This is a genomic window from Pseudomonas sp. NFACC39-1 (assembly GCF_900110355.1).
Taxonomy (GTDB): Bacteria; Pseudomonadota; Gammaproteobacteria; order Pseudomonadales; family Pseudomonadaceae; genus Aquipseudomonas; species Aquipseudomonas tehranensis.
The window spans coordinates 279,181-297,447 of sequence record NZ_FODL01000002.1 but is presented as its reverse complement, the minus strand read 5'-3'; the positions used below and the strand labels follow the sequence as shown (position 1 = coordinate 297,447).

General features: G+C 61.3%; 13 protein-coding genes. All 13 read right to left on the bottom strand.

Annotated features, from left to right (window positions below):
• Positions 1 to 7: 7 nt before the first annotated feature.
• The 13 genes from BMY45_RS05665 to BMY45_RS05600 all read right to left on the bottom strand — a co-directional run bounded on the left by BMY45_RS05665 (position 8) and on the right by BMY45_RS05600 (position 18,185).
• Complete coding sequence (locus BMY45_RS05665; protein ID WP_092395544.1) at positions 8 to 535, bottom strand: type II secretion system protein N; 528 nt, start codon at positions 533 to 535, stop codon at positions 8 to 10.
• Positions 536 to 591: 56 nt separating this feature from the next.
• Positions 592 to 2,058: an N-acetylglucosamine-binding protein GbpA gene (gene gbpA, locus BMY45_RS05660; RefSeq protein ID WP_092395542.1), complete on the bottom strand. Its 1,467-nt coding sequence runs from the start codon at positions 2,056 to 2,058 to the stop codon at positions 592 to 594.
• A gap of 335 nt (positions 2,059 to 2,393) precedes the next feature.
• Positions 2,394 to 3,461, bottom strand: a complete 1,068-nt coding sequence (hemE, locus tag BMY45_RS05655; RefSeq protein WP_092395540.1) for a uroporphyrinogen decarboxylase — start codon at positions 3,459 to 3,461, stop codon at positions 2,394 to 2,396.
• A 277-nt stretch (positions 3,462 to 3,738) separates the two neighbouring features.
• Positions 3,739 to 5,157, bottom strand: a complete 1,419-nt coding sequence (locus BMY45_RS05650; RefSeq protein WP_092395538.1) for an FAD-dependent oxidoreductase — start codon at positions 5,155 to 5,157, stop codon at positions 3,739 to 3,741.
• Between the two features lie 33 nt (positions 5,158 to 5,190).
• Positions 5,191 to 9,639, bottom strand: coding sequence for a glutamate synthase large subunit (gltB, locus tag BMY45_RS05645; RefSeq protein ID WP_092395536.1), 4,449 nt, complete (start codon positions 9,637 to 9,639; stop codon positions 5,191 to 5,193).
• Between the two features lie 349 nt (positions 9,640 to 9,988).
• Positions 9,989 to 11,545, bottom strand: coding sequence for an AAA family ATPase (locus BMY45_RS05635; protein WP_092395534.1), 1,557 nt, complete (start codon positions 11,543 to 11,545; stop codon positions 9,989 to 9,991).
• Between the two features lie 10 nt (positions 11,546 to 11,555).
• Positions 11,556 to 12,656, bottom strand: a complete 1,101-nt coding sequence (aroB, locus tag BMY45_RS05630) for a 3-dehydroquinate synthase (protein ID WP_092395532.1) — start codon at positions 12,654 to 12,656, stop codon at positions 11,556 to 11,558.
• A gap of 147 nt (positions 12,657 to 12,803) precedes the next feature.
• Positions 12,804 to 13,322 carry a shikimate kinase AroK gene (gene aroK, locus BMY45_RS05625; RefSeq protein ID WP_003196983.1) on the bottom strand — a complete coding sequence of 173 codons (519 nt, stop codon included), beginning with the start codon at positions 13,320 to 13,322 and terminating at the stop codon, positions 12,804 to 12,806.
• A gap of 4 nt (positions 13,323 to 13,326) precedes the next feature.
• Positions 13,327 to 15,396 (bottom strand): type IV pilus secretin PilQ, encoded by a 2,070-nt coding sequence (gene pilQ, locus BMY45_RS05620; RefSeq protein ID WP_092395530.1) that lies wholly within the window; start codon positions 15,394 to 15,396, stop codon positions 13,327 to 13,329.
• Complete coding sequence (locus BMY45_RS05615; RefSeq protein WP_092395528.1) at positions 15,393 to 15,938, bottom strand: pilus assembly protein PilP; 546 nt, start codon at positions 15,936 to 15,938, stop codon at positions 15,393 to 15,395. Before BMY45_RS05615 ends, pilQ begins: the two co-directional genes overlap by 4 nt.
• The gene (pilO, locus tag BMY45_RS05610) at positions 15,935 to 16,558 is read right to left on the bottom strand and encodes a type 4a pilus biogenesis protein PilO (protein ID WP_092395526.1); all 624 of its coding nucleotides are present in this window, start codon (positions 16,556 to 16,558) and stop codon (positions 15,935 to 15,937) included. Before pilO ends, BMY45_RS05615 begins: the two co-directional genes overlap by 4 nt.
• On the bottom strand, positions 16,555 to 17,121 hold the full coding sequence (locus tag BMY45_RS05605) for a PilN domain-containing protein (protein WP_092395524.1): 567 nt from the start codon (positions 17,119 to 17,121) through the stop codon (positions 16,555 to 16,557). The genes pilO and BMY45_RS05605 overlap by 4 nt, the downstream gene beginning before the upstream one ends.
• Positions 17,121 to 18,185, bottom strand: a complete 1,065-nt coding sequence (locus tag BMY45_RS05600; RefSeq protein ID WP_047225968.1) for a pilus assembly protein PilM — start codon at positions 18,183 to 18,185, stop codon at positions 17,121 to 17,123. The genes BMY45_RS05605 and BMY45_RS05600 overlap by 1 nt, the downstream gene beginning before the upstream one ends.
• Positions 18,186 to 18,267 lie beyond the last annotated feature (82 nt).

The following is an 18,267-nucleotide window of genomic DNA, read 5'->3' as shown; positions in this document are numbered from 1 at the left end:
ATTCAAATCACTCTGATAACCCGGCGACCGGGTGTAGGTATTGCGAGGAACCAGACGGAGGCTGCCCCCCGGTTCCAGGAGGCAGTCGACGCAGGAACGACTCGCCCGTGCGCTGCAAGGCCACCCGCTCCTCCCGTCCGTTGCGCCACAACACCACATGAGTCGCATCGACCCGGCGCAACACGCTGCCGCCGGGCAGGCGCTCACCGACCTGATAAATGCGCGTCCCCGTGGCATCGGCCAGCAATGCCCGTGACAATCCTGCGCCGTTGACGAAGCTGGCCTGCAGGGTGATCGGTTCGGCGCTGAGGGCCGTGGCCTCTCGAGCGGCCAGACCAAGCACACTGGCCACCGCCTGGACGTTGAGCACAGCGCCGCCCTGAACCACGACCGGCGCCGCACTCATTGGCACTTCGCGCCTGAGCTCCTGCCGAAAACGCCACTCCTGCCCCGCCAGGAAAATCCCGTAGAGCAAAGTCACCGACACCAGTACCGCCTTCGGCAGGCCACCGCCGGCCCGGAAAAAAGCCTTCATTTGCCTGCTCACCCTTGCAGGGCCCCAGGATGGCCTGAAGCCCTGAGCCTCATGTGTTAGAGCTTTTCCCAGGCCATGTGCCAATGGGCACCGATGCCAGGCTCGTAACCGTTCGCCGAAGGGCTGTATTGCTTGCAATAGCCAGACGCGGGGAATGGTTTGCACTGGAAGACTTCATCCGTCTTGGGCTGCAATACCGTCGTACCGGCGGCGTAGTCACTGATGCCTTCGGGAAATACGAAGTCGTACTCGATCCCCGCACCTTCACCGGTCAGGGGGACCTGCCGGGTTTCCTGGCGCGTGGTCCTGCCGTCCGCGGTGGTGCCCACCAGCGTCAGGGTATGGGCACCCGGCGCGCTACGGACCGCCATGCTCAGGCCACTGCTGCCTTCGCCCACAGCCTGGGTTACGACGCCGACCGGCTTGTTCTTTTCATCGAACAGGGTGGCTTCAAGGTTCATCCTGCGGTTGGTCGACACCGTGAACGTCATGTCGACCCGGCCCTTGTCGAGCACATACTCCGGCTGCAAAGAGGAGATGGTCATGCTGGCGTCAGGGTCTTCCTGCATTTGCAACTGCACTTCATACCGGCTCACGCCGGTCTCTTGCTGGGCATACAGTTTGTTGATGCCTTTGATCGGGGTGATGTCGCCCTGCTCATCGCGGATACCGGCACGAACCAGGGTATGGGCCCGGTTGATGGCATCGGCCAGCTTGAACGACCAGTTTTCCGGTCGACCTTCTTCAGCGTGATCGATGCTGATCTCCACGCTGTACTCAGCATTCTCACCAGCGGCTGAAAAGGCTCGGGCCTTGACCTTGTCGCCCACCAGCAACGGCGCGGCGGGGGCAATGCTGCCCACTGGTAACCAGCCACCCGGCAAGGCCGCTTCGGCGAGGATGTTCACATCCGCCGGGTCATAGAACGCGTTATCGGTGTCGCCAACCGTCCACACCGCCAGGATGACGTGATGGCCCGACTTGCTGTCGGGAATCACGCAATGGTGCTTGGCGCCTGCCTCCGGAAGCTGATGGGCGCCCTCTACCGTACAGAATGGCGTGCTATCGAACGACACGCGCTTGAGCGGTTCGTTGGGCTTCCAATCATCGCGGGTAATGAAGTACTCATGCCTGGTCGCCGGATGCGCAGCGGTGTATTGCCATTGAAAAGCGATGTTGCGTTCCCTGAGTTCAGTCAGGTTCCAGCGCGTAGCCGACTGGGCATCGAGGGCGGAAAACAAGGGGTTACCACCGCTGGCGATCTTGCCATCGACCGGGCCCTGGAGGGGCGCACCGCCTGCGCCATTGGGGAACCCCTGGAAGGTTTCGCCCGTGCTCTGGGGCTCGTATTGCGCGCCGCCACAGTTCTTGTTTTCACCTCGCTGGCACAACAAGGCACGTGAGGGCGGTACTTCAAGATAACCATGGGCAAATGCACCCTGGGATGTCCCCACGGTGGACAGCATAACTAACGAGCAAGCAAAACCCGTCAGCACCTTGTGCTGGTGGAAGTTGGTTTTCATATAAATTCCAGACTACTCATCGAGATTGGGAGATTTAACAAACTTCATCTTGGAAGGCGCACTGGATCGCACAGCGCTGTACCTGGCAAGCGCCGAAACATTAATGGAAACTTGGGCAATCGCTATGTAGGGAAAATCTCTCAAAATAGAAGGAACAATCCCTGAATCTATTTTTCCGAGCTCAGAAGAAAAACTTCTTACAGGCAAAGTTAGTTATTAAACAAACGAAAACAGGCAAACCGATAAAGATAGCCAACTTGTTTCATTGAATAATTAGCAGGCAAAAAAAAGCCTGTCTGGAACGAATCCCGACAGGCTGGATGAGCGAGCTACGATCAGTCGTGGTATTGCGCCGACAACTCATGCACCGCGCGCAGGAAAGCACCGGCGTGTTCCGGATCGACTTCCGGCGTAATGCCATGGCCGAGGTTGAACACATGACCGCTGCCCTTGCCATAGCTGGCGAGGATGCGCCCGACTTCGGTGCGGATGGCCTCGGGCTTGGCGTAAAGCACGGTCGGGTCCATGTTGCCTTGCAGCGCGACTTTGCTGCCAACACGCTCGCGGGCGTTGCCAATGTCGCAGGTCCAGTCCAGGCCCAAAGCGTCGGCACCGGCATCGGCGATACTTTCCAGCCACAGGCCGCCGTTCTTGGTGAACAGGATCACCGGGACTTTGCGACCTTCATGTTCGCGGATCAGGCCGCTGACAATCTTGCGCATGTAGGCCAGGGAGAACTCCTGGTACGCCGCCGCCGAGAGGTTGCCGCCCCAGGTGTCGAAGATCTGTACCGCTTGCGCGCCGGCCAGGATCTGCCCGTTGAGATAGGACGTCACCGACTGCGCCAGCTTGTCCAGCAACAGGTGCATGGCTTGCGGGTTGTCGTAGAGCATCGCCTTGGTCTTGCGGAAGTCTTTCGACGAGCCGCCTTCGACCATGTAGGTGGCCAGGGTCCAGGGGCTGCCGGAGAAGCCGATCAGCGGCACGCGACCGTTGAGTTCTCGACGGATGGTGCTGACCGCGTCCATGACATAACCCAGGTCCTTCTGCGGATCGGGAATCGGCAGGGCTTCGATATCGGCCAGGGTGCTGACGACTTTCTTGAAGCGCGGGCCTTCGCCTGTCTCGAAGTACAGACCCTGGCCCATGGCGTCGGGAATGGTGAGAATGTCGGAGAACAGGATCGCTGCGTCGAGCTGTGGGTAGCGATCCAGCGGCTGCATCGTGACTTCGCAGGCAAACTGGGGATTCATGCACAGGCTCATGAAGTCGCCGGCCTTGGCCCGACTGGCGCGGTATTCCGGCAGGTAGCGACCGGCCTGACGCATCATCCACACGGGGGTGACGTCTACGGGTTGCTTGAGCAGGGCGCGGAGGAAACGGTCGTTCTTCAGGGCAGTCATGTCGGCATCCGGAAAAAAAGTGCGGGCATTTTCTCAGAGCGCGACGCAAAAGGCACGGCAAGAGCCGTGCCTTTTATCTATCGGGGCAATTTGTCGCGGTGCAGCACAGCCTCCCTGACACTACAAAACAACTGTGGGAGCCATTTTGTGGGAGCAAGGCTTGCCCGCGATGAAAACACTGCGGTCTCTTGGGTACCGAGGCGCCTGAATCGCGAGCAAGCTTTGCTCCCACAAAGCCCGCTCCCACATTTTTACCGCATTTCAGCTCGGGACCGAGTCAGACTTGCAGGTAATCCAGAATCCCCTCAGCCGCATTGCGGCCTTCGAAGATCGCCGTCACCACCAGATCGGAACCTCGGACCATGTCGCCGCCGGCGAAGATCTTCGGGTTGCTGGTCTGGTGCTTGTACTGGCCCTGTTCCGGGGCCACGACGCGGCCCTGGCTGTCGGTCTGGATGCTGAACTGCTCGAACCACGGCGCCGGGCTTGGGCGGAAGCCGAAGGCGATGACCACGGCATCGGCCGGGATGATCTCTTCGGAACCCGGGATCGGCTCGGGGCTGCGACGACCGCGGGCGTCCGGTTCGCCGAGACGGGTCTCGACCACCTTCACGCCCTCGACCTTGTCTTCACCGACAATGGCGATCGGCTGGCGGTTGTAGAGGAACTTCACGCCCTCTTCCTTGGCGTTCTTCACTTCTTTGCGCGAGCCGGGCATGTTCGCTTCGTCACGACGGTAGGCGCAGGTCACCGACTTGGCGCCCTGGCGAATCGAAGTGCGGTTGCAGTCCATCGCCGTGTCACCGCCGCCGAGCACCACGACCTTCTTGCCTTTCATGTCGACGAAATCTTCCGGCGACTTTTCAAAGCCCAGGTTGCGGTTGACGTTGGCGATCAGGAAGTCCAGCGCGTCGTAGACGCCCGGCAGGTCCTCGCCGGCAAAGCCGCCCTTCATGTAGGTGTAGGTGCCCATGCCCATGAATACGGCATCGTACTCTTCGAGCAGTTGCTCCATGGTCACGTCCTTGCCCACTTCGGTGTTCAAGCGAAACTCGATGCCCATGCCGGTGAAGACTTCGCGACGATTGCTCAGCACGGTCTTTTCCAACTTGAACTCGGGGATGCCGAAGGTCAGCAGGCCACCGATTTCCGGGTTCTTGTCGAACACCACCGGGGTTACACCGCCACGCACCAGCACATCGGCGCAGCCCAGACCCGCCGGGCCGGCACCGATGATGGCGACACGCTTGCCGGTCGGCTTGACCTTGGACATGTCCGGGCGCCAGCCCATGGCGAACGCGGTGTCGGTGATGTATTTCTCCACCGAACCGATGGTCACCGCACCAAAACCGTCGTTGAGGGTGCACGCACCTTCACACAGACGATCCTGCGGACACACCCGGCCGCAGACTTCTGGCAGGGTGTTGGTCTGATGGGACAACTCGGCGGCCTGGAGGATGTTGCCCTCGGCCACCAGCTTCAGCCAGTTGGGAATGAAGTTGTGCACCGGGCACTTCCATTCGCAGTATGGGTTACCGCAACCCAGGCAGCGGTGGGCCTGATCGGCCGACTGCTGGGGTTTGAAAGGCTCGTAGATTTCCACGAACTCTTTCTTGCGTTGACGCAACAGTTTCTTCTTCGGATCCTTGCGCCCGACATCGATGAACTGGAAGTCGTTACTCAGACGTTCAGCCATTGTTAAAACCTCATCAAACTCTTCAGGCGCATATCACTGCGGGTTGGCACGGGTGCTGGAAAGCAACGACTTCAGGTTGGCAGCCTTGGGCTTGACCAGCCAGAAACGGCGCAGATAGTCATCGAGGTTTTCGGCGAGTTCACGACCCCACTCGCTGTCGGTTTCCTCGACGTATTCGTCCAGCACGCGCTGCAAGTGGCTGCGGTAGGCTTCCATCGCCTCGCCGCTGATCCGCTGGATTTCCACCAGTTCGTGATTGACCCGGTCAACGAAGGTGTTGTCCTGGTCGAGCACGTAGGCGAAACCGCCGGTCATGCCAGAGCCGAAGTTGTAACCGGTCTTGCCCAAGACACAGACGAAACCACCGGTCATGTACTCGCAGCAATGATCACCGGTGCCTTCCACCACAGTGTGGGCCCCGGAGTTACGCACGGCGAAACGCTCGCCCGCGGTGCCGGCGGCGAACAGCTTGCCGCCAGTGGCGCCGTACAGGCAGGTATTGCCGATGATCGCACTGTCCTGAGTCTTGTAGACACTGGCCTTGGGCGGAACGATGACCAGTTTGCCGCCGGTCATGCCCTTGCCCACGTAGTCGTTGGCATCGCCTTCCAGGTACATGTTCAGGCCACCGGCGTTCCAGACGCCGAAGCTCTGGCCTGCGGTGCCCTTGAAGCGGAAAGTGATCGGCGCCTTGGCCATGCCCTGGTTGCCGTGCTTGCGCGCGATTTCACCGGAGATCCGCGCGCCGATGGAACGGTCGCAGTTGCAGATAGCCAGATCGAACTCGGCACCGCTCAGGTCGTTGATCGCCGAGGCGGCCATGTCGACCATCTTCTCGGCCAGCTCGCCCTTGTCGAACGGTGGGTTGCGATCAACCTGGCAGAACTGTGGTTTGTCCGCTGGGATGAGATCGCTACCCAGCAACGGCGTCAGGTCCAGATGATGCTGCTTGGCGGTCTGGCCCTCGAGCACTTCCAGCAGGTCGGTACGGCCGATCAGCTCTTCGAGCGAGCGCACGCCCAGCTTCGCCAGCCACTCGCGGGTTTCCTCGGCGACGTAGGTGAAGAAGTTCACCACCATGTCGACGGTGCCGATGTAGTGGTCCTTGCGCAGCTTTTCGTTCTGGGTCGCCACGCCGGTAGCGCAGTTGTTCAGGTGGCAGATACGCAGGTACTTGCAACCCAGGGCGATCATCGGCGCGGTGCCGAAGCCGAAGCTCTCGGCGCCGAGGATGGCCGCCTTGATCACGTCCAGGCCGGTTTTCAGGCCGCCATCGGTCTGTACCCGGACCTTGCCGCGCAGGTCGTTGCCGCGCAGGGTCTGGTGGGTCTCGGCCAGGCCCAGTTCCCACGGCGCGCCGGCGTATTTGATCGAGGTCAGCGGCGATGCACCAGTGCCGCCGTCATAGCCGGAGATGGTGATCAGGTCGGCATAGGCCTTGGCCACACCGGCGGCGATGGTGCCAACGCCGGCTTCTGCCACCAGTTTCACCGAGACCAGCGCCTTCGGGTTCACCTGCTTGAGGTCGAAGATCAGTTGCGACAAGTCTTCGATCGAGTAGATGTCGTGGTGAGGCGGCGGTGAGATCAGAGTCACGCCGGGTACTGCGTAGCGCAGTTTGGCGATCAGGCCGTTGACCTTGCCGCCGGGCAGTTGACCGCCTTCGCCGGGCTTGGCGCCTTGGGCAACCTTGATCTGCAGCACTTCGGCGTTGACCAGGTACTCCGGCGTCACACCGAAGCGGCCGGTAGCCACCTGCTTGATTTTTGAACTCTTGATGGTGCCGTAGCGCGCCGGGTCTTCACCACCTTCGCCGGAGTTGGAACGCGCGCCGAGGCGGTTCATGGCTTCAGCCAGGGCTTCATGGGCTTCCGGAGACAGGGCGCCCAAGGAGATACCGGCGGAATCGAAGCGTTTGAGCACCGATTCCAGCGGCTCGATTTCGCTGATGTCCAGCGGCGTATCCAGGGTCTTGACCTTGAGCAGGTCGCGAATCATCGACACCGGACGGTTGTCCACCAGCGAGGTGTATTCCTTGAACTTGCCGTAGTCGCCCTGCTGCACGGCGGCTTGCAAGGTGTTGACCACGTCCGGGTTGTAGGCGTGGTATTCGCCACCGTGGACGAACTTCAGCAGGCCGCCCTGCTGGATCGGCTTGCGCGGGCTCCAGGCTTCGGCCGCCAGGGCTTTCTGTTCGGCTTCGATGTCGACGAAACGCGCACCCTTGATGCGGCTCGGCACGCCACGGAAGCTCAGCTCGCAGACTTCTTCGGACAGACCGATGGCCTCGAACAGTTGCGCACCGCGGTACGAAGCGATGGTCGAGATTCCCATCTTCGAGAGGATCTTGAGCAGGCCCTTGGTGATACCTTTGCGGTAGTTCTTGAACACCTCATAGAGGTCGCCCAGCACTTCACCGGTACGGATCAGGTCACCCAGCACTTCATAGGCCAGGAACGGATACACCGCCGAGGCACCGAAACCGATCAGCACCGCAAAGTGATGCGGATCGCGAGCGGTGGCGGTTTCCACCAGGATGTTGGAGTCGCAACGCAGGCCTTTTTCGGTCAGGCGATGGTGCACCGCACCGGTGGCCAGCGAAGCGTGGATCGGCAACTTGCCCGGGGCAATGTGACGGTCGGTCAGCACGATCTGGGTGCGACCGGCGCGCGCGGCTTCTTCAGCCTGATCGGCCACGTTGCGGATCGCCGCTTCAAGGCCGACGCTTTCGTCGTAGTTCAGGTCGATGACCTGACGCTGGAAGCCCGGGCGGTCGAGGTTGGTCAGCGAGCGCCATTTGGCCGGGGAAATGACCGGCGAACTGAGGATCACACGCGAGGCGTGTTCCGGCGACTCCTGGAAGATGTTGCGCTCGGCACCGAGGCAGATTTCCAGGGACATCACGATCGCTTCGCGCAGCGGGTCGATCGGAGGGTTGGTCACCTGAGCGAACTGCTGGCGGAAATAGTCATACGGTGTGCGCACGCGCCGGGACAGCACGGCCATCGGCGTGTCGTCGCCCATGGAGCCGACCGCTTCGTAGCCCTGCTCACCCAACGGACGCAGCACCTGGTCACGCTCTTCGAACGTCACCTGGTACATCTTCATGTACTGCTTGAGCTGATCGACGTCGTAAAAAGCCGAACCGTGATCGTTGTCCTCCATGGTCGCCTGAATGCGCAGGGCGTTCTTGCGCAGCCATTGCTTGTACGGATGACGAGACTTGAGACGGTTGTCGATGGCGTCGGTGTCGAGGATCTGGCCGGTTTCGGTGTCCACGGCAAAGATCTGGCCCGGCCCCACGCGGCCCTTGGCGATAACATCTTCGGGCTGGTAGTTCCAGACACCGATTTCCGAAGCCAGGGTGATGAACCCGTTGGTGGTGGTCACCCAGCGCGCCGGACGCAGACCGTTACGGTCGAGCAGGCACACGGCGTAGCGGCCGTCGGTCATGACGATACCGGCCGGGCCGTCCCACGGTTCCATGTGCATGGAGTTGTATTCGTAAAACGCACGCAGGTCCGGGTCCATGGTCTCGACGTTCTGCCAGGCCGGCGGCACCAGCATGCGCACGCCACGGAACAGGTCGATGCCACCGGTGACCATCAGTTCCAGCATGTTGTCCATGCTTGAGGAGTCCGAGCCCACACGGTTGACCAGCGGGCCGAGCTCTTCCAGATCCGGCATCAGATCGTTGGCGAACTTGGTGCGACGGGCCAGCGCCCAGTTGCGGTTGCCGGTGATGGTGTTGATCTCGCCGTTGTGGGCGAGGAAGCGGAATGGCTGGGCCAGCGGCCATTTCGGCAGGGTGTTGGTGGAGAAGCGCTGGTGGAACACGCAGATCGCGGTTTTCAGGCGCTCGTCGCTCAGGTCCGGATAGAAGGCGGTCAGGTCCGCCGGCATCATCAGGCCTTTATAAATGATGGTCTTGTGGGAAAAGCTGCAGATGTAGTGATCGGTGTCGGCGGCGTTGGCCACGGACGAACGACGACGGGAGCTGAACAGCTTGATCGACATGTCCTGATCGCTCAGGCCTTCGCCCGCGATGAACACTTGATCGATCTGCGGCAGACGCTCAAGGGCCAGGCGGCCGAGGACGCTGGTGTCGATCGGCACCTTGCGCCAGCCCACCAATTGCAGGCCGGCGGCCAGGATCTCGCGATTCATGTTTTCGCGAGCCGCTTGGGCCTTCACCGGGTCCTGATTGAAGAACACCATGCCCACCGCGTACTGCTTGGGCAGGGTCACACCAAACGTTTCCTGGGCAACGGCACGCAGGAACTCGTCAGGCTTTTGAATCAGCAAGCCACAACCGTCACCGGTCTTGCCGTCGGCGTTGATCCCACCGCGGTGGGTCATGCAGGTCAGGGCCTCAATGGCCGTTTGTAAAAGGGTATGGCTGGGTTCGCCCTGCATATGAGCAATCAGGCCGAAACCGCAGTTATCCTTGAATTCATCTGGTTGGTACAGACCTGCTTTCATAGACACTTTCTCACCAGGCTGCCTCTTATCGAGGCAAATTTCTTTTCAATTCAGCCAGTTGCGTGCCGCGCCGAACGTACGCCAGCTTTGCGGGGGCAAAAGGGAGGTCATTGTACACACCGACACAAGGGCTCACAAATTTGACGACGAAACGTCGCAAATCCATGTCGCATTTGTGAAAGGTTTAAAGCTATACGCTGTGCTAGTCAAAACTTTTTTGGGTTCGACCGCTGCGACTCAAACGCTACTGTGACGCAGACACCACAAGGCGCGCGGCCTGAAAGGTCGCTCGCCCTTGCGGAAATTTTGAGGTGCCGGGAGAGGCGGCCTGGGTAAGGCCGCCGAATCTTCAGCGAGTTGCTGCCAGTTCCTGTTGGACGCTGGCGACAGTGCGAGGCCAAGGTTTACCAGCCTGAACCTTCGCTGGCAAGGCCTTGATGGCGGAAACGGCTGCATCACGGTTGGCGAAATTGCCGTAGGTGATGACATAAAGCGGTTTGCCGTTAAGCATTTTCTTGAAATAACGGTACTCGCCGCCCTGCTCCTTGACGAATTTTTGCGCAGACGCTTCGGAGCTGGTGCCGAGGATCTGTACCACGTAGCTGCCTGGAGCCTGACCGGCGTACCAGCTACCGCCAGCGGCCTGGGTGGCCGGCTTGGTTGCCGGGGCTGGAGCAGGCTTGGCCGTGGCCACCTGGGCGGGGGCCGGCGCAGGCTTGGCAGCCGGAGCGGGCGCCGGGGTTGGCGCTGGAGTTGGTGCCGGGCCAGCCGGCACACCCGCCGGTGGGGCGCTGGTGGTCACGGTTGGCGGCGTATCGCTGGTGTCATCGATCGGTGGTGGCGCGCCGTCGTCACCCTCGGTGATACCGCCAGCGGCCTCCGCCAAGGGACTGCGCATGACCGGTTGCGACTGGCCGACCAGCGGCAGCGGCATCGGCTGGGTGTTACCGGCGAACTCCACCTCCGGAGCGCCGCCATTGGGCTGCGCTGCGTCCTGGCCCAGAGGCAGTTGTGCCTGCTCGTTAGCGGGTGCGCCGGTGGTCGGCGCCTTGCTGCGACCCGGCATCAGCCAGGCGGCGGCAATCGCGACCACGACGACGGCGGAAATCGCCAATACGTGTTTCTTCGGCATGTTGAACCCCATACTTGGACGCTTTACCGCTGAGCGGCTGGCAATCATGACTTCGATGAGAGCGTCGCGGGCCACCTGGTTGATATTTCCAGGCCAGCCATCGGAGCTTTCGTGAATCTCAGAGATCTGATCCGCGGTGAAAAGTTCGATGCCCCGACCGGCGCCTTCAAGGCGTTGGGCCAGGTATTCACGGGTTTCTTCTTCGGTGTAGGGCGCCAGCTCAATGACGTGGAAGCGCTCTTGCTCAAGATTCAGCTGCTCCAGATCGGCGATCAGCGACGACTCACCAAACAGGAAGACGTGGGGACGGCCTTCCGGCGCACCGGCAGCCAAGGCTAGCAAGGCTTCCAGGGCCGACTCGTCGAGTTGCTCGGCATCGTCCACCAGCAGATAAACTTCCTGCCCGGTCAGCGCCAGTTGCACGATCTGATCCAGAATCGCACCGACTTCAGCCTGGGCGACATTCAGTGCCTGGGCCACCTGACGCAACACACCGGCTGCATCACCAGCGCCGCGGGCCGACACCACCACGCTTTGCACCGACTGTTTGTTGGTGCTGGCCACCAGGGCCTGACGCAGCAAGGTCTTGCCGCTGCCTTGCGGGCCGGTGACCACCAGCAACAACTGGCTGTAACGCGCCAGGTGATGCAACTGGCCCAGAACCGGTTTGCGTTGGGCGGGGAAAAACTTGAAGCCTGGAACCCGTGGCGCGAAAGGGTCATGACTCAACTGGAAATGGCCGAGGAAAGCCTCGTCGGCATGCAAACTAGTCATCGGAATCTTATTAACCTTTAAGCTGAGCCAGGGCGCGATAATCCGCTCCCAGCGTGGCCTGTAGAACCTCTTTCGGATAATCGTCGGTCACCACAGCTTCGCCCATGCGGCGCAGCAGCACCAGACGCAGGCGACCGTCGATCACTTTTTTGTCGATTGCCATGTGTTCGAGAAAATCGGCTTCGGTCATTTCTTCGGGCGGGATCACCGGCAACCCGGCGCGCTGGAACAGAGCAATACCGCGATCGCGCTCCTGTTCACTGATCCAGCCCAAACGCGCGGACATCTCCAGGGCCATGACCGTACCGGCCGCAACCGCTTCGCCATGGAGCCAGACACCATAGCCCATGTGGGTTTCGATGGCGTGGCCGAAGGTATGGCCCAGGTTGAGCGTGGCGCGCACGCCCGACTCGCGCTCATCGGCACCGACCACCGCAGCCTTGGCCGCACAGGAACGTTCGATAGCGTAGGTCAGCGCAGCCTGATCCAGCCCACGCAGGCGGTCGACGTTTTCTTCCAGCCAGCCCAGGAACGGTTCGTCGCAGATCAGCCCGTACTTGATGACTTCAGCCAGCCCAGCAGACAGCTCGCGGGCGGGCAATGTATTGAGGGTCGCGGTGTCGATCAGCACCACGTTGGGCTGGTAGAAAGCGCCCACCATGTTTTTGCCCAACGGATGGTTGATCCCGGTCTTGCCGCCCACCGACGAGTCCACCTGGGACAACAGGGTTGTGGGGATCTGGATGAAATCAACACCGCGCTGATAGCAAGCGGCGGCGAAACCGGCCATGTCGCCGATCACCCCGCCGCCCAGGGCCACCACCGTGGTGCGGCGGTCGTGCCGCGCGGTCAGCAGGCCATCGAAAATAAGCTGCAGGGTTTCCCAATTCTTGAAGGCTTCGCCGTCAGGCAGCACCACGGAAATGACCGAGAAAGCCGACAGGCTGCGGGTCAGACGCTCCAGATACAAAGGTGCGACGGTCTCGTTGGAGATAATCGCCACTTGCCGTCCGGCGATATGCGGCGCCAGCAAGTCGGGCCGGTCCAGCAAACCTTCGCCAATGTGAATCGGGTAGCTGCGCTCGCCCAGGTCGACCTTAAGTGTCTGCATGTGTCCCCACAGTGAAGATGGAATCAGGCGTCCTGCCTGCAATTAACGAAAGTCCACGGTGCCTGTTGTGATGTCAATCGATGGCCATCAGCCACGTCCCGGCGGGCCATGACGGGACGCCGAGGATAGCGCATTTCCCGCGACGCATTAACGGGGTGGCAGTTGCTGGAGGCGATCAAGAATGTCCAGCACCACCATCCGCGGCGGCCGCTCGTCGGTTTCCACCACCAGATCAGCGATCTCCCGGTACAGCGGGTCACGCAGCTCCAGCAGGTCGCGCAGGGTCTTGGCCGGGTCGGCGGTGCGCAACAGCGGACGGTTACGATCCCGGGCGGTGCGACCCACCTGCTGCTCGACGGAGGCATGCAGATAGACCACTCGTCCACCGGCATGCAATGCCCGACGATTGGCCTCGCGCATCACCGCGCCGCCACCGGTGGCCAGCACCACACCGTCGAACGCGCACAATTCGGCGATCATCGCCTGCTCGCGGTCACGAAAGCCGGGCTCGCCTTCCTTATCGAAGATCCATGGGATATTGGCACCCGTGCGCAATTCAATTTCCTTGTCGGAATCTTTGAATGGCAGGCGCAACTCTTTGGCCAGCAAACGGCCGATGGTGCTTTTTCCAGCGCCCATCGGCCCAACAAGAATCAAATTTCGCACAGAATCAACGACTCACAGCAATCGCCTGGTTATTCATGATACGCGGAGTGAGGAACACCAGCAGCTCGGATTTTTTCTCCGAAACCACATCACGCCGGAAAAGGCGGCCAAGATACGGCACATCGCCAAGAAATGGCACCTTATCTACGACCTTGCTCTGAGTATTTGAGAAAACCCCGCCAATCACAATGGTCTCGCCGTCATTGACCAGCACCTTGGCGTTGACTTCGTTTTTCTTGATCGGCGGCACATCCTGCACCTTGTTCAGGTAGTCCGGCTCATCCTTGGTGACCTTGACCTCCATGATGATGCGGTTGTCCGGCGTGATCTGCGGGGTCACCTCCAGGGACAGCGAGGCTTCCTTGAACGACACCGAGGTGGCACCACTGGAACTGGCTTCCTGATAAGGAATCTCCGTGCCCTTGAGGATTTTTGCCGTCTCTTTGTCGGACGTCACCACCTTGGGCTGGGAGACGATTTCCCCGTTGCCGGTTTTCTCCATGGCCGTCAATTCCAGGTCCAGCAGTACATTGTCGGTGATGAAGGCGATGCCGATGCCGGAGGTATTGCCCGACGCGCCCAGATCGACAAACGGCTGGTTGGTGCTGGTGCTGCCCGGCGTGCCGATGGTGGTGGAGTCGCCGCTGGTGACCCCGGAGGAGTTCCAGTTGCCCTTCTGTATCGACCCACCCCAGCGCACGCCCAGGCTCTTGTCGTAGTCGACGTTGGCCTCGACAATCCGCGCCTCGATCATGACCTGCCGCACCGGGATATCCAACTGCGCCACGATCCGGCGCAGTTCGTCGAGCCGGTCCTGGGTCTGATAGGCAATGATGTTGTTGGTTCGCTCATCCACCGTGATCGTGCCGCGCTCATCGGCCTTGGCTTCGGCACTGGTCACCGACTGGAACAGCTTGGCAATGTCCGCAGCCTTCGCATAGTTGACCTGCAACAGCTCACGCCGTAGCGGCGCCAGGTCGGCAATCTGCTTCTGGGATTCGAGTTCCTGGCGCTCACGGGCTGCGATTTCGTCGGCGGGGGCGACCAGCAGCACATTGCCGACCTTGCGCTTGTCCAGCCCCTTGGTCTTGAGCACCAGGTCCAGCGCCTGGTCCCAAGGCACATTTTGCAGGCGCAGGGTAATGCCGCCCTGCACGGTGTCACTGGCCACCAGGTTGAGATTGGTGAAATCGGCAATCAGTTGCAGGACCGAGCGCACCTCGATGTCCTGAAAGTTGAGGGACAGCTTTTCACCGCTGTAGGCCTCGCGGCTGGCATCGCGTTTTTGCAGATCCTCGACAGTCATGGGGCGGACACTGACGGTCAGTTTGTTGTCCGTCTGATAGGTGGAGTAATCGAAAGTACCGCTGGGTTCGATGCTGATGGTGGCCCGGTCGGCGCCGGCACTGGCATTGACGAACTGCACCGGGGTGGCGAAGTCCTTGACGTCCAGGCGCACTCGCAGCGGTTCGGGTAACTGGGTCTTGGCGAAGTTGAGGATGATCTTGCCTTCACGCTCCTGGATGTCCGGGGCGATCGAGGGGTCCGACAGATCGATCACCACGTTGCCTTCGCCCTGGGTGCCGCGCTGGAAATCTACCCCGCGGATCGCCTTGCCCACCGGTGCACTGGCTCTGGCGGGCACAGCGCTGGGAGCCGCCGGGCGTGGCGCCTGGGCAGTAGCGCTGGCAACAGCTCCCTTGCCGACCACCACGAGCAGGCTGTTGCCCTCGACCCGCGCGGTATAGGGCGCAAGCTGGGTAAGGCCGATGATCAGACGGGTACGATCAGCCGCCTCGACCACCGTGGCGCTTCGCGCATTGCCAGCACCAAGATCATGCCTCTTGCGGGCCAGCTGGCTGGTCACCCCCGGCAGATCCAGAGCGATCCGGGCCGGCTGCTCGGTCGTGTAGCCCCGAGGCGCGGGGGGCGGCCCGTCGAAGGTGAGTTTCAACTCGATGCGGTCCCCCGGCAGCGCCGCGACATCCAGCGTTTTCAGATTGGCCGCATGAACCATCGGCGACAGCAGCGCTATCCATAGCGAAATACCGAGGGCTGAAAAAAACCTGTTCATTGTTCGAGTTCCACTATTGAGTGCTCTTTCAGAGGAATGGTCCGTGGCCGTTCCAGCCAGGCGCCCTCGCCATCAGGAACGATTTCGACCACATCGACCTGGGTGGCGCTAATGCCGACGATCCGCCCGTCGTTGCGTCCCAGATAGTCACCGACCTTGAGCCGGTGCACCCCGCCCGCGCCGCGCAGCAGCGCGAAGGAGCCGCTGACGTTGGAAATCGTCCCGACCATTTCAAACTGCTCAATGTTGAAGCCTTCCAGGTATTGCTTGACCCGGGTCGGGTCGGGCCGGACGTTGCGTGTACCCTTCTGGCGACCGGCCTGATCCACCCTGACCTGCCGTGAAAACGGGCTGCGCAGGTCCGCGGCGCGGTAAGTGAAGGTTTCGTAGGGCCGGAACGTCGGCGTTGGCTCGATCTTGCCGGGCGGGCGCAGCCGCACTTCGTTCATGTAGGCGTCCAGGTCGCTGAAACCGTTATCGTTGTTGCAGCCCGCCAGCACGACCAGCCCTGCCAGCAGGAAAATGCGACAGGCCGGGTTCATGGCTGCACCTCCTGCTCGTTGTACCGGTAGGTCTTGGCCTGGATGCTCATGCGCAGTTTCGCCCCTGCGTCGGGCTCCATCGGGGCGATGTCGAAATCGTGCAGCGTGACGATCCGTGGCAGTCCGGCAACGCCGCTGACGAAGGTTGCCAGGTCATGGTAGTCGCCGGTCACGGTGATCTGGATCGGCAGTTCAATGTAAAACGGCTGGGTGACCTCCGGTAACAGCTTGATCTCCTCGAACTCCAGGCCACTGCCCAGACCGGTGCGGGTGATGTCCTCCAGCAGGCCTGGCACTTCGGTGTCACTGGGCAATTGCCGCAACAGCACGCCGAAGGAGGCTTCCATCTGCTTCATTTGTTCGGTGTAACGCTCCAGGTTAGCGGCCATGTGAGCTTTGCCCGCAAACTGTGCCTTGAGGGTACTTTCTTCCCCGCGTACTTGTTGCAGCTGGTTCTCCAGGTCACTCAAGGCAAAGTTATAGCCCAATCCCAACACCAGGATGACCAGCAGGATGCCGGTCAACCATTTGACCGGCATCGGCCAGGAGCCAATGTTGTTGGTATCCAGGTCACTGATGTCGATCTTGCGCAGCGCTTCGAACCACTCTCCCGGCTTCATTGGGCGTCCTCGACAGTGGCCGGACGGGTCTGGCGAACCGTCAGCTGGAAGACGTTGGCCTGATCGAGCTGACCGGCCGTGGTGGCCTTGACTTCCGTCAGGCTGGGCGCATCGAACAGGTCCGATGAGTCCAGGTTACGCATCAGGTCCGAGACCCGGTTGTTCGACTCCGCCGCGCCCTTGATGGAGAGGGTCTTGTCTTCCATCTTCACTTCGGTGAAATACACCCCATCAGGTAGGGTGCGGGCCAGTTGATCGAAGATGCGCCCACTCACCGGCCGGTTACCCTGCAAGTCCTGGATGATGCGCATGCGCTCCAGCAGTTGCTGGCGGCGGGCCTTGAGTTCGCTGATCTGCTTGATGCGCTCGTCCAGCACGGCAATCTGCTCGCTGATATGACTGTTGCGGGCCACCTGGTGGTCAATGGCACTGTCCAGGTAGCGGACCGCAATCAGCGTCAGGCCCGTCGCACCGACCAATGCGCCTACCAATGCCAGCAAAAAGCGTTTGCGCCGCTCCTCACGCAGCTCCTCTCGCCAGGGAAGAAGGTTGATCCGCGCCATCAGTCAAAGCTCCTGAGGGCCAGCCCGCAGGCAATCATCAAGGCCGGTGCGTCACTGGCCAGGGCACCGGCATTGACCTTGCTGCCCAGGGCCATGTTGGAAAACGGATTGGCCACCTGGGTTGGGGTGCCCAGGCGCTGTTCGATCAGCCGGTCCAGGCCCGCGACCGAGGCGGTGCCTCCGGCCAAAAGGATGTGGTCCACCGCACTGTACTGGCCCGAGGCGAAGAAAAACTGCAAGGACCGCGATACCTGTTGCACCAGGGCCTCGCGAAAAGGTTGCAGGACTTCACCGAGGTAATCATCCGGCAGGCCACCCTGTTTCTTGGCCTGCCCGGCCTGCTCGGGTGACAGGCCATAGCGGCGCTGGATTTCCTCGGTGAGCTGGCGACCGCCGAACAACTGTTCGCGGGTATAGATGATGCGCCCGTTATGCAGCACGCTCAGGGTGGTCATGGTGGCGCCGATGTCGATCACCGCCACCGTCAACCGCTCCTGGGACGCGGCCAGTTGCGTCGCGAGCAGGCCAAAGGCGCGCTCCAGCGCGTAGGCCTCCACATCGACCACCTTGGCCGTCAGCCCCGCGAGCGCCAGCGCAGCCTCGCGAACTTCGACGTTTTCCTTGCGACAGGCGGCCAACAGGACCTCGACCCGCTCGGCGCTGCGCGGTGAAACGCCCAGAACCTCGAAGTCGATGGCCACCTCGTCCAGCGGATAAGGAATGTATTGATCGGCTTCGATCTTGAGCTGGTTTTCCATGTCGTCGTCGGAAAGTCCGGCGTCCATCTCGATGGTCTTGGTGATTACCGCCGACCCCGCTACAGCCACCGCCACGTTGCGCAAGGGTGTTCTGGCCTTGGCGAGCACCCGTGACAATGCCTGGCCCACGCCCTCGAGCTCGGCGATGTTCTTTTCAACCACGGCATTGGCCGGCAACGGCTCGACCGCGTAAGACTCGACACGGTAGCGGTCACCCTGGCGGCTCAACTCGAGCAGCTTCACCGACGTGGAACTGATGTCTATCCCCAAAAGCGTATGGGCTTTTTTATTGAAGAGTCGTAGCACTACCAATTCCCTATGACTATCCGTGAGTTACGGACTCTCTAATATGCGTTGCGTTCAATCACTCCGGCCCGACGGACGTCCG

What these genes read in the sequence shown, in the direction of transcription:
- gltB (WP_092395536.1), bottom strand. Translation starts at nt 9,639, where the DNA reads ATGAAAGCAGGTCTGTACCAACCAGATGAATTCAAGGATAACTGCGGT.
- gbpA (WP_092395542.1), bottom strand. Translation starts at nt 2,058, where the DNA reads ATGAAAACCAACTTCCACCAGCACAAGGTGCTGACGGGTTTTGCTTGC.
- pilQ (WP_092395530.1), bottom strand. Translation starts at nt 15,396, where the DNA reads ATGAACAGGTTTTTTTCAGCCCTCGGTATTTCGCTATGGATAGCGCTG.
- hemE (WP_092395540.1), bottom strand. Translation starts at nt 3,461, where the DNA reads ATGACTGCCCTGAAGAACGACCGTTTCCTCCGCGCCCTGCTCAAGCAA.
- pilO (WP_092395526.1), bottom strand. Translation starts at nt 16,558, where the DNA reads ATGAAGCCGGGAGAGTGGTTCGAAGCGCTGCGCAAGATCGACATCAGT.
- BMY45_RS05665 (WP_092395544.1), bottom strand. Translation starts at nt 535, where the DNA reads ATGAAGGCTTTTTTCCGGGCCGGCGGTGGCCTGCCGAAGGCGGTACTG.
- BMY45_RS05650 (WP_092395538.1), bottom strand. Translation starts at nt 5,157, where the DNA reads ATGGCTGAACGTCTGAGTAACGACTTCCAGTTCATCGATGTCGGGCGC.
- BMY45_RS05605 (WP_092395524.1), bottom strand. Translation starts at nt 17,121, where the DNA reads ATGGCGCGGATCAACCTTCTTCCCTGGCGAGAGGAGCTGCGTGAGGAG.
- BMY45_RS05615 (WP_092395528.1), bottom strand. Translation starts at nt 15,938, where the DNA reads ATGAACCCGGCCTGTCGCATTTTCCTGCTGGCAGGGCTGGTCGTGCTG.
- BMY45_RS05635 (WP_092395534.1), bottom strand. Translation starts at nt 11,545, where the DNA reads ATGACTAGTTTGCATGCCGACGAGGCTTTCCTCGGCCATTTCCAGTTG.
- aroB (WP_092395532.1), bottom strand. Translation starts at nt 12,656, where the DNA reads ATGCAGACACTTAAGGTCGACCTGGGCGAGCGCAGCTACCCGATTCAC.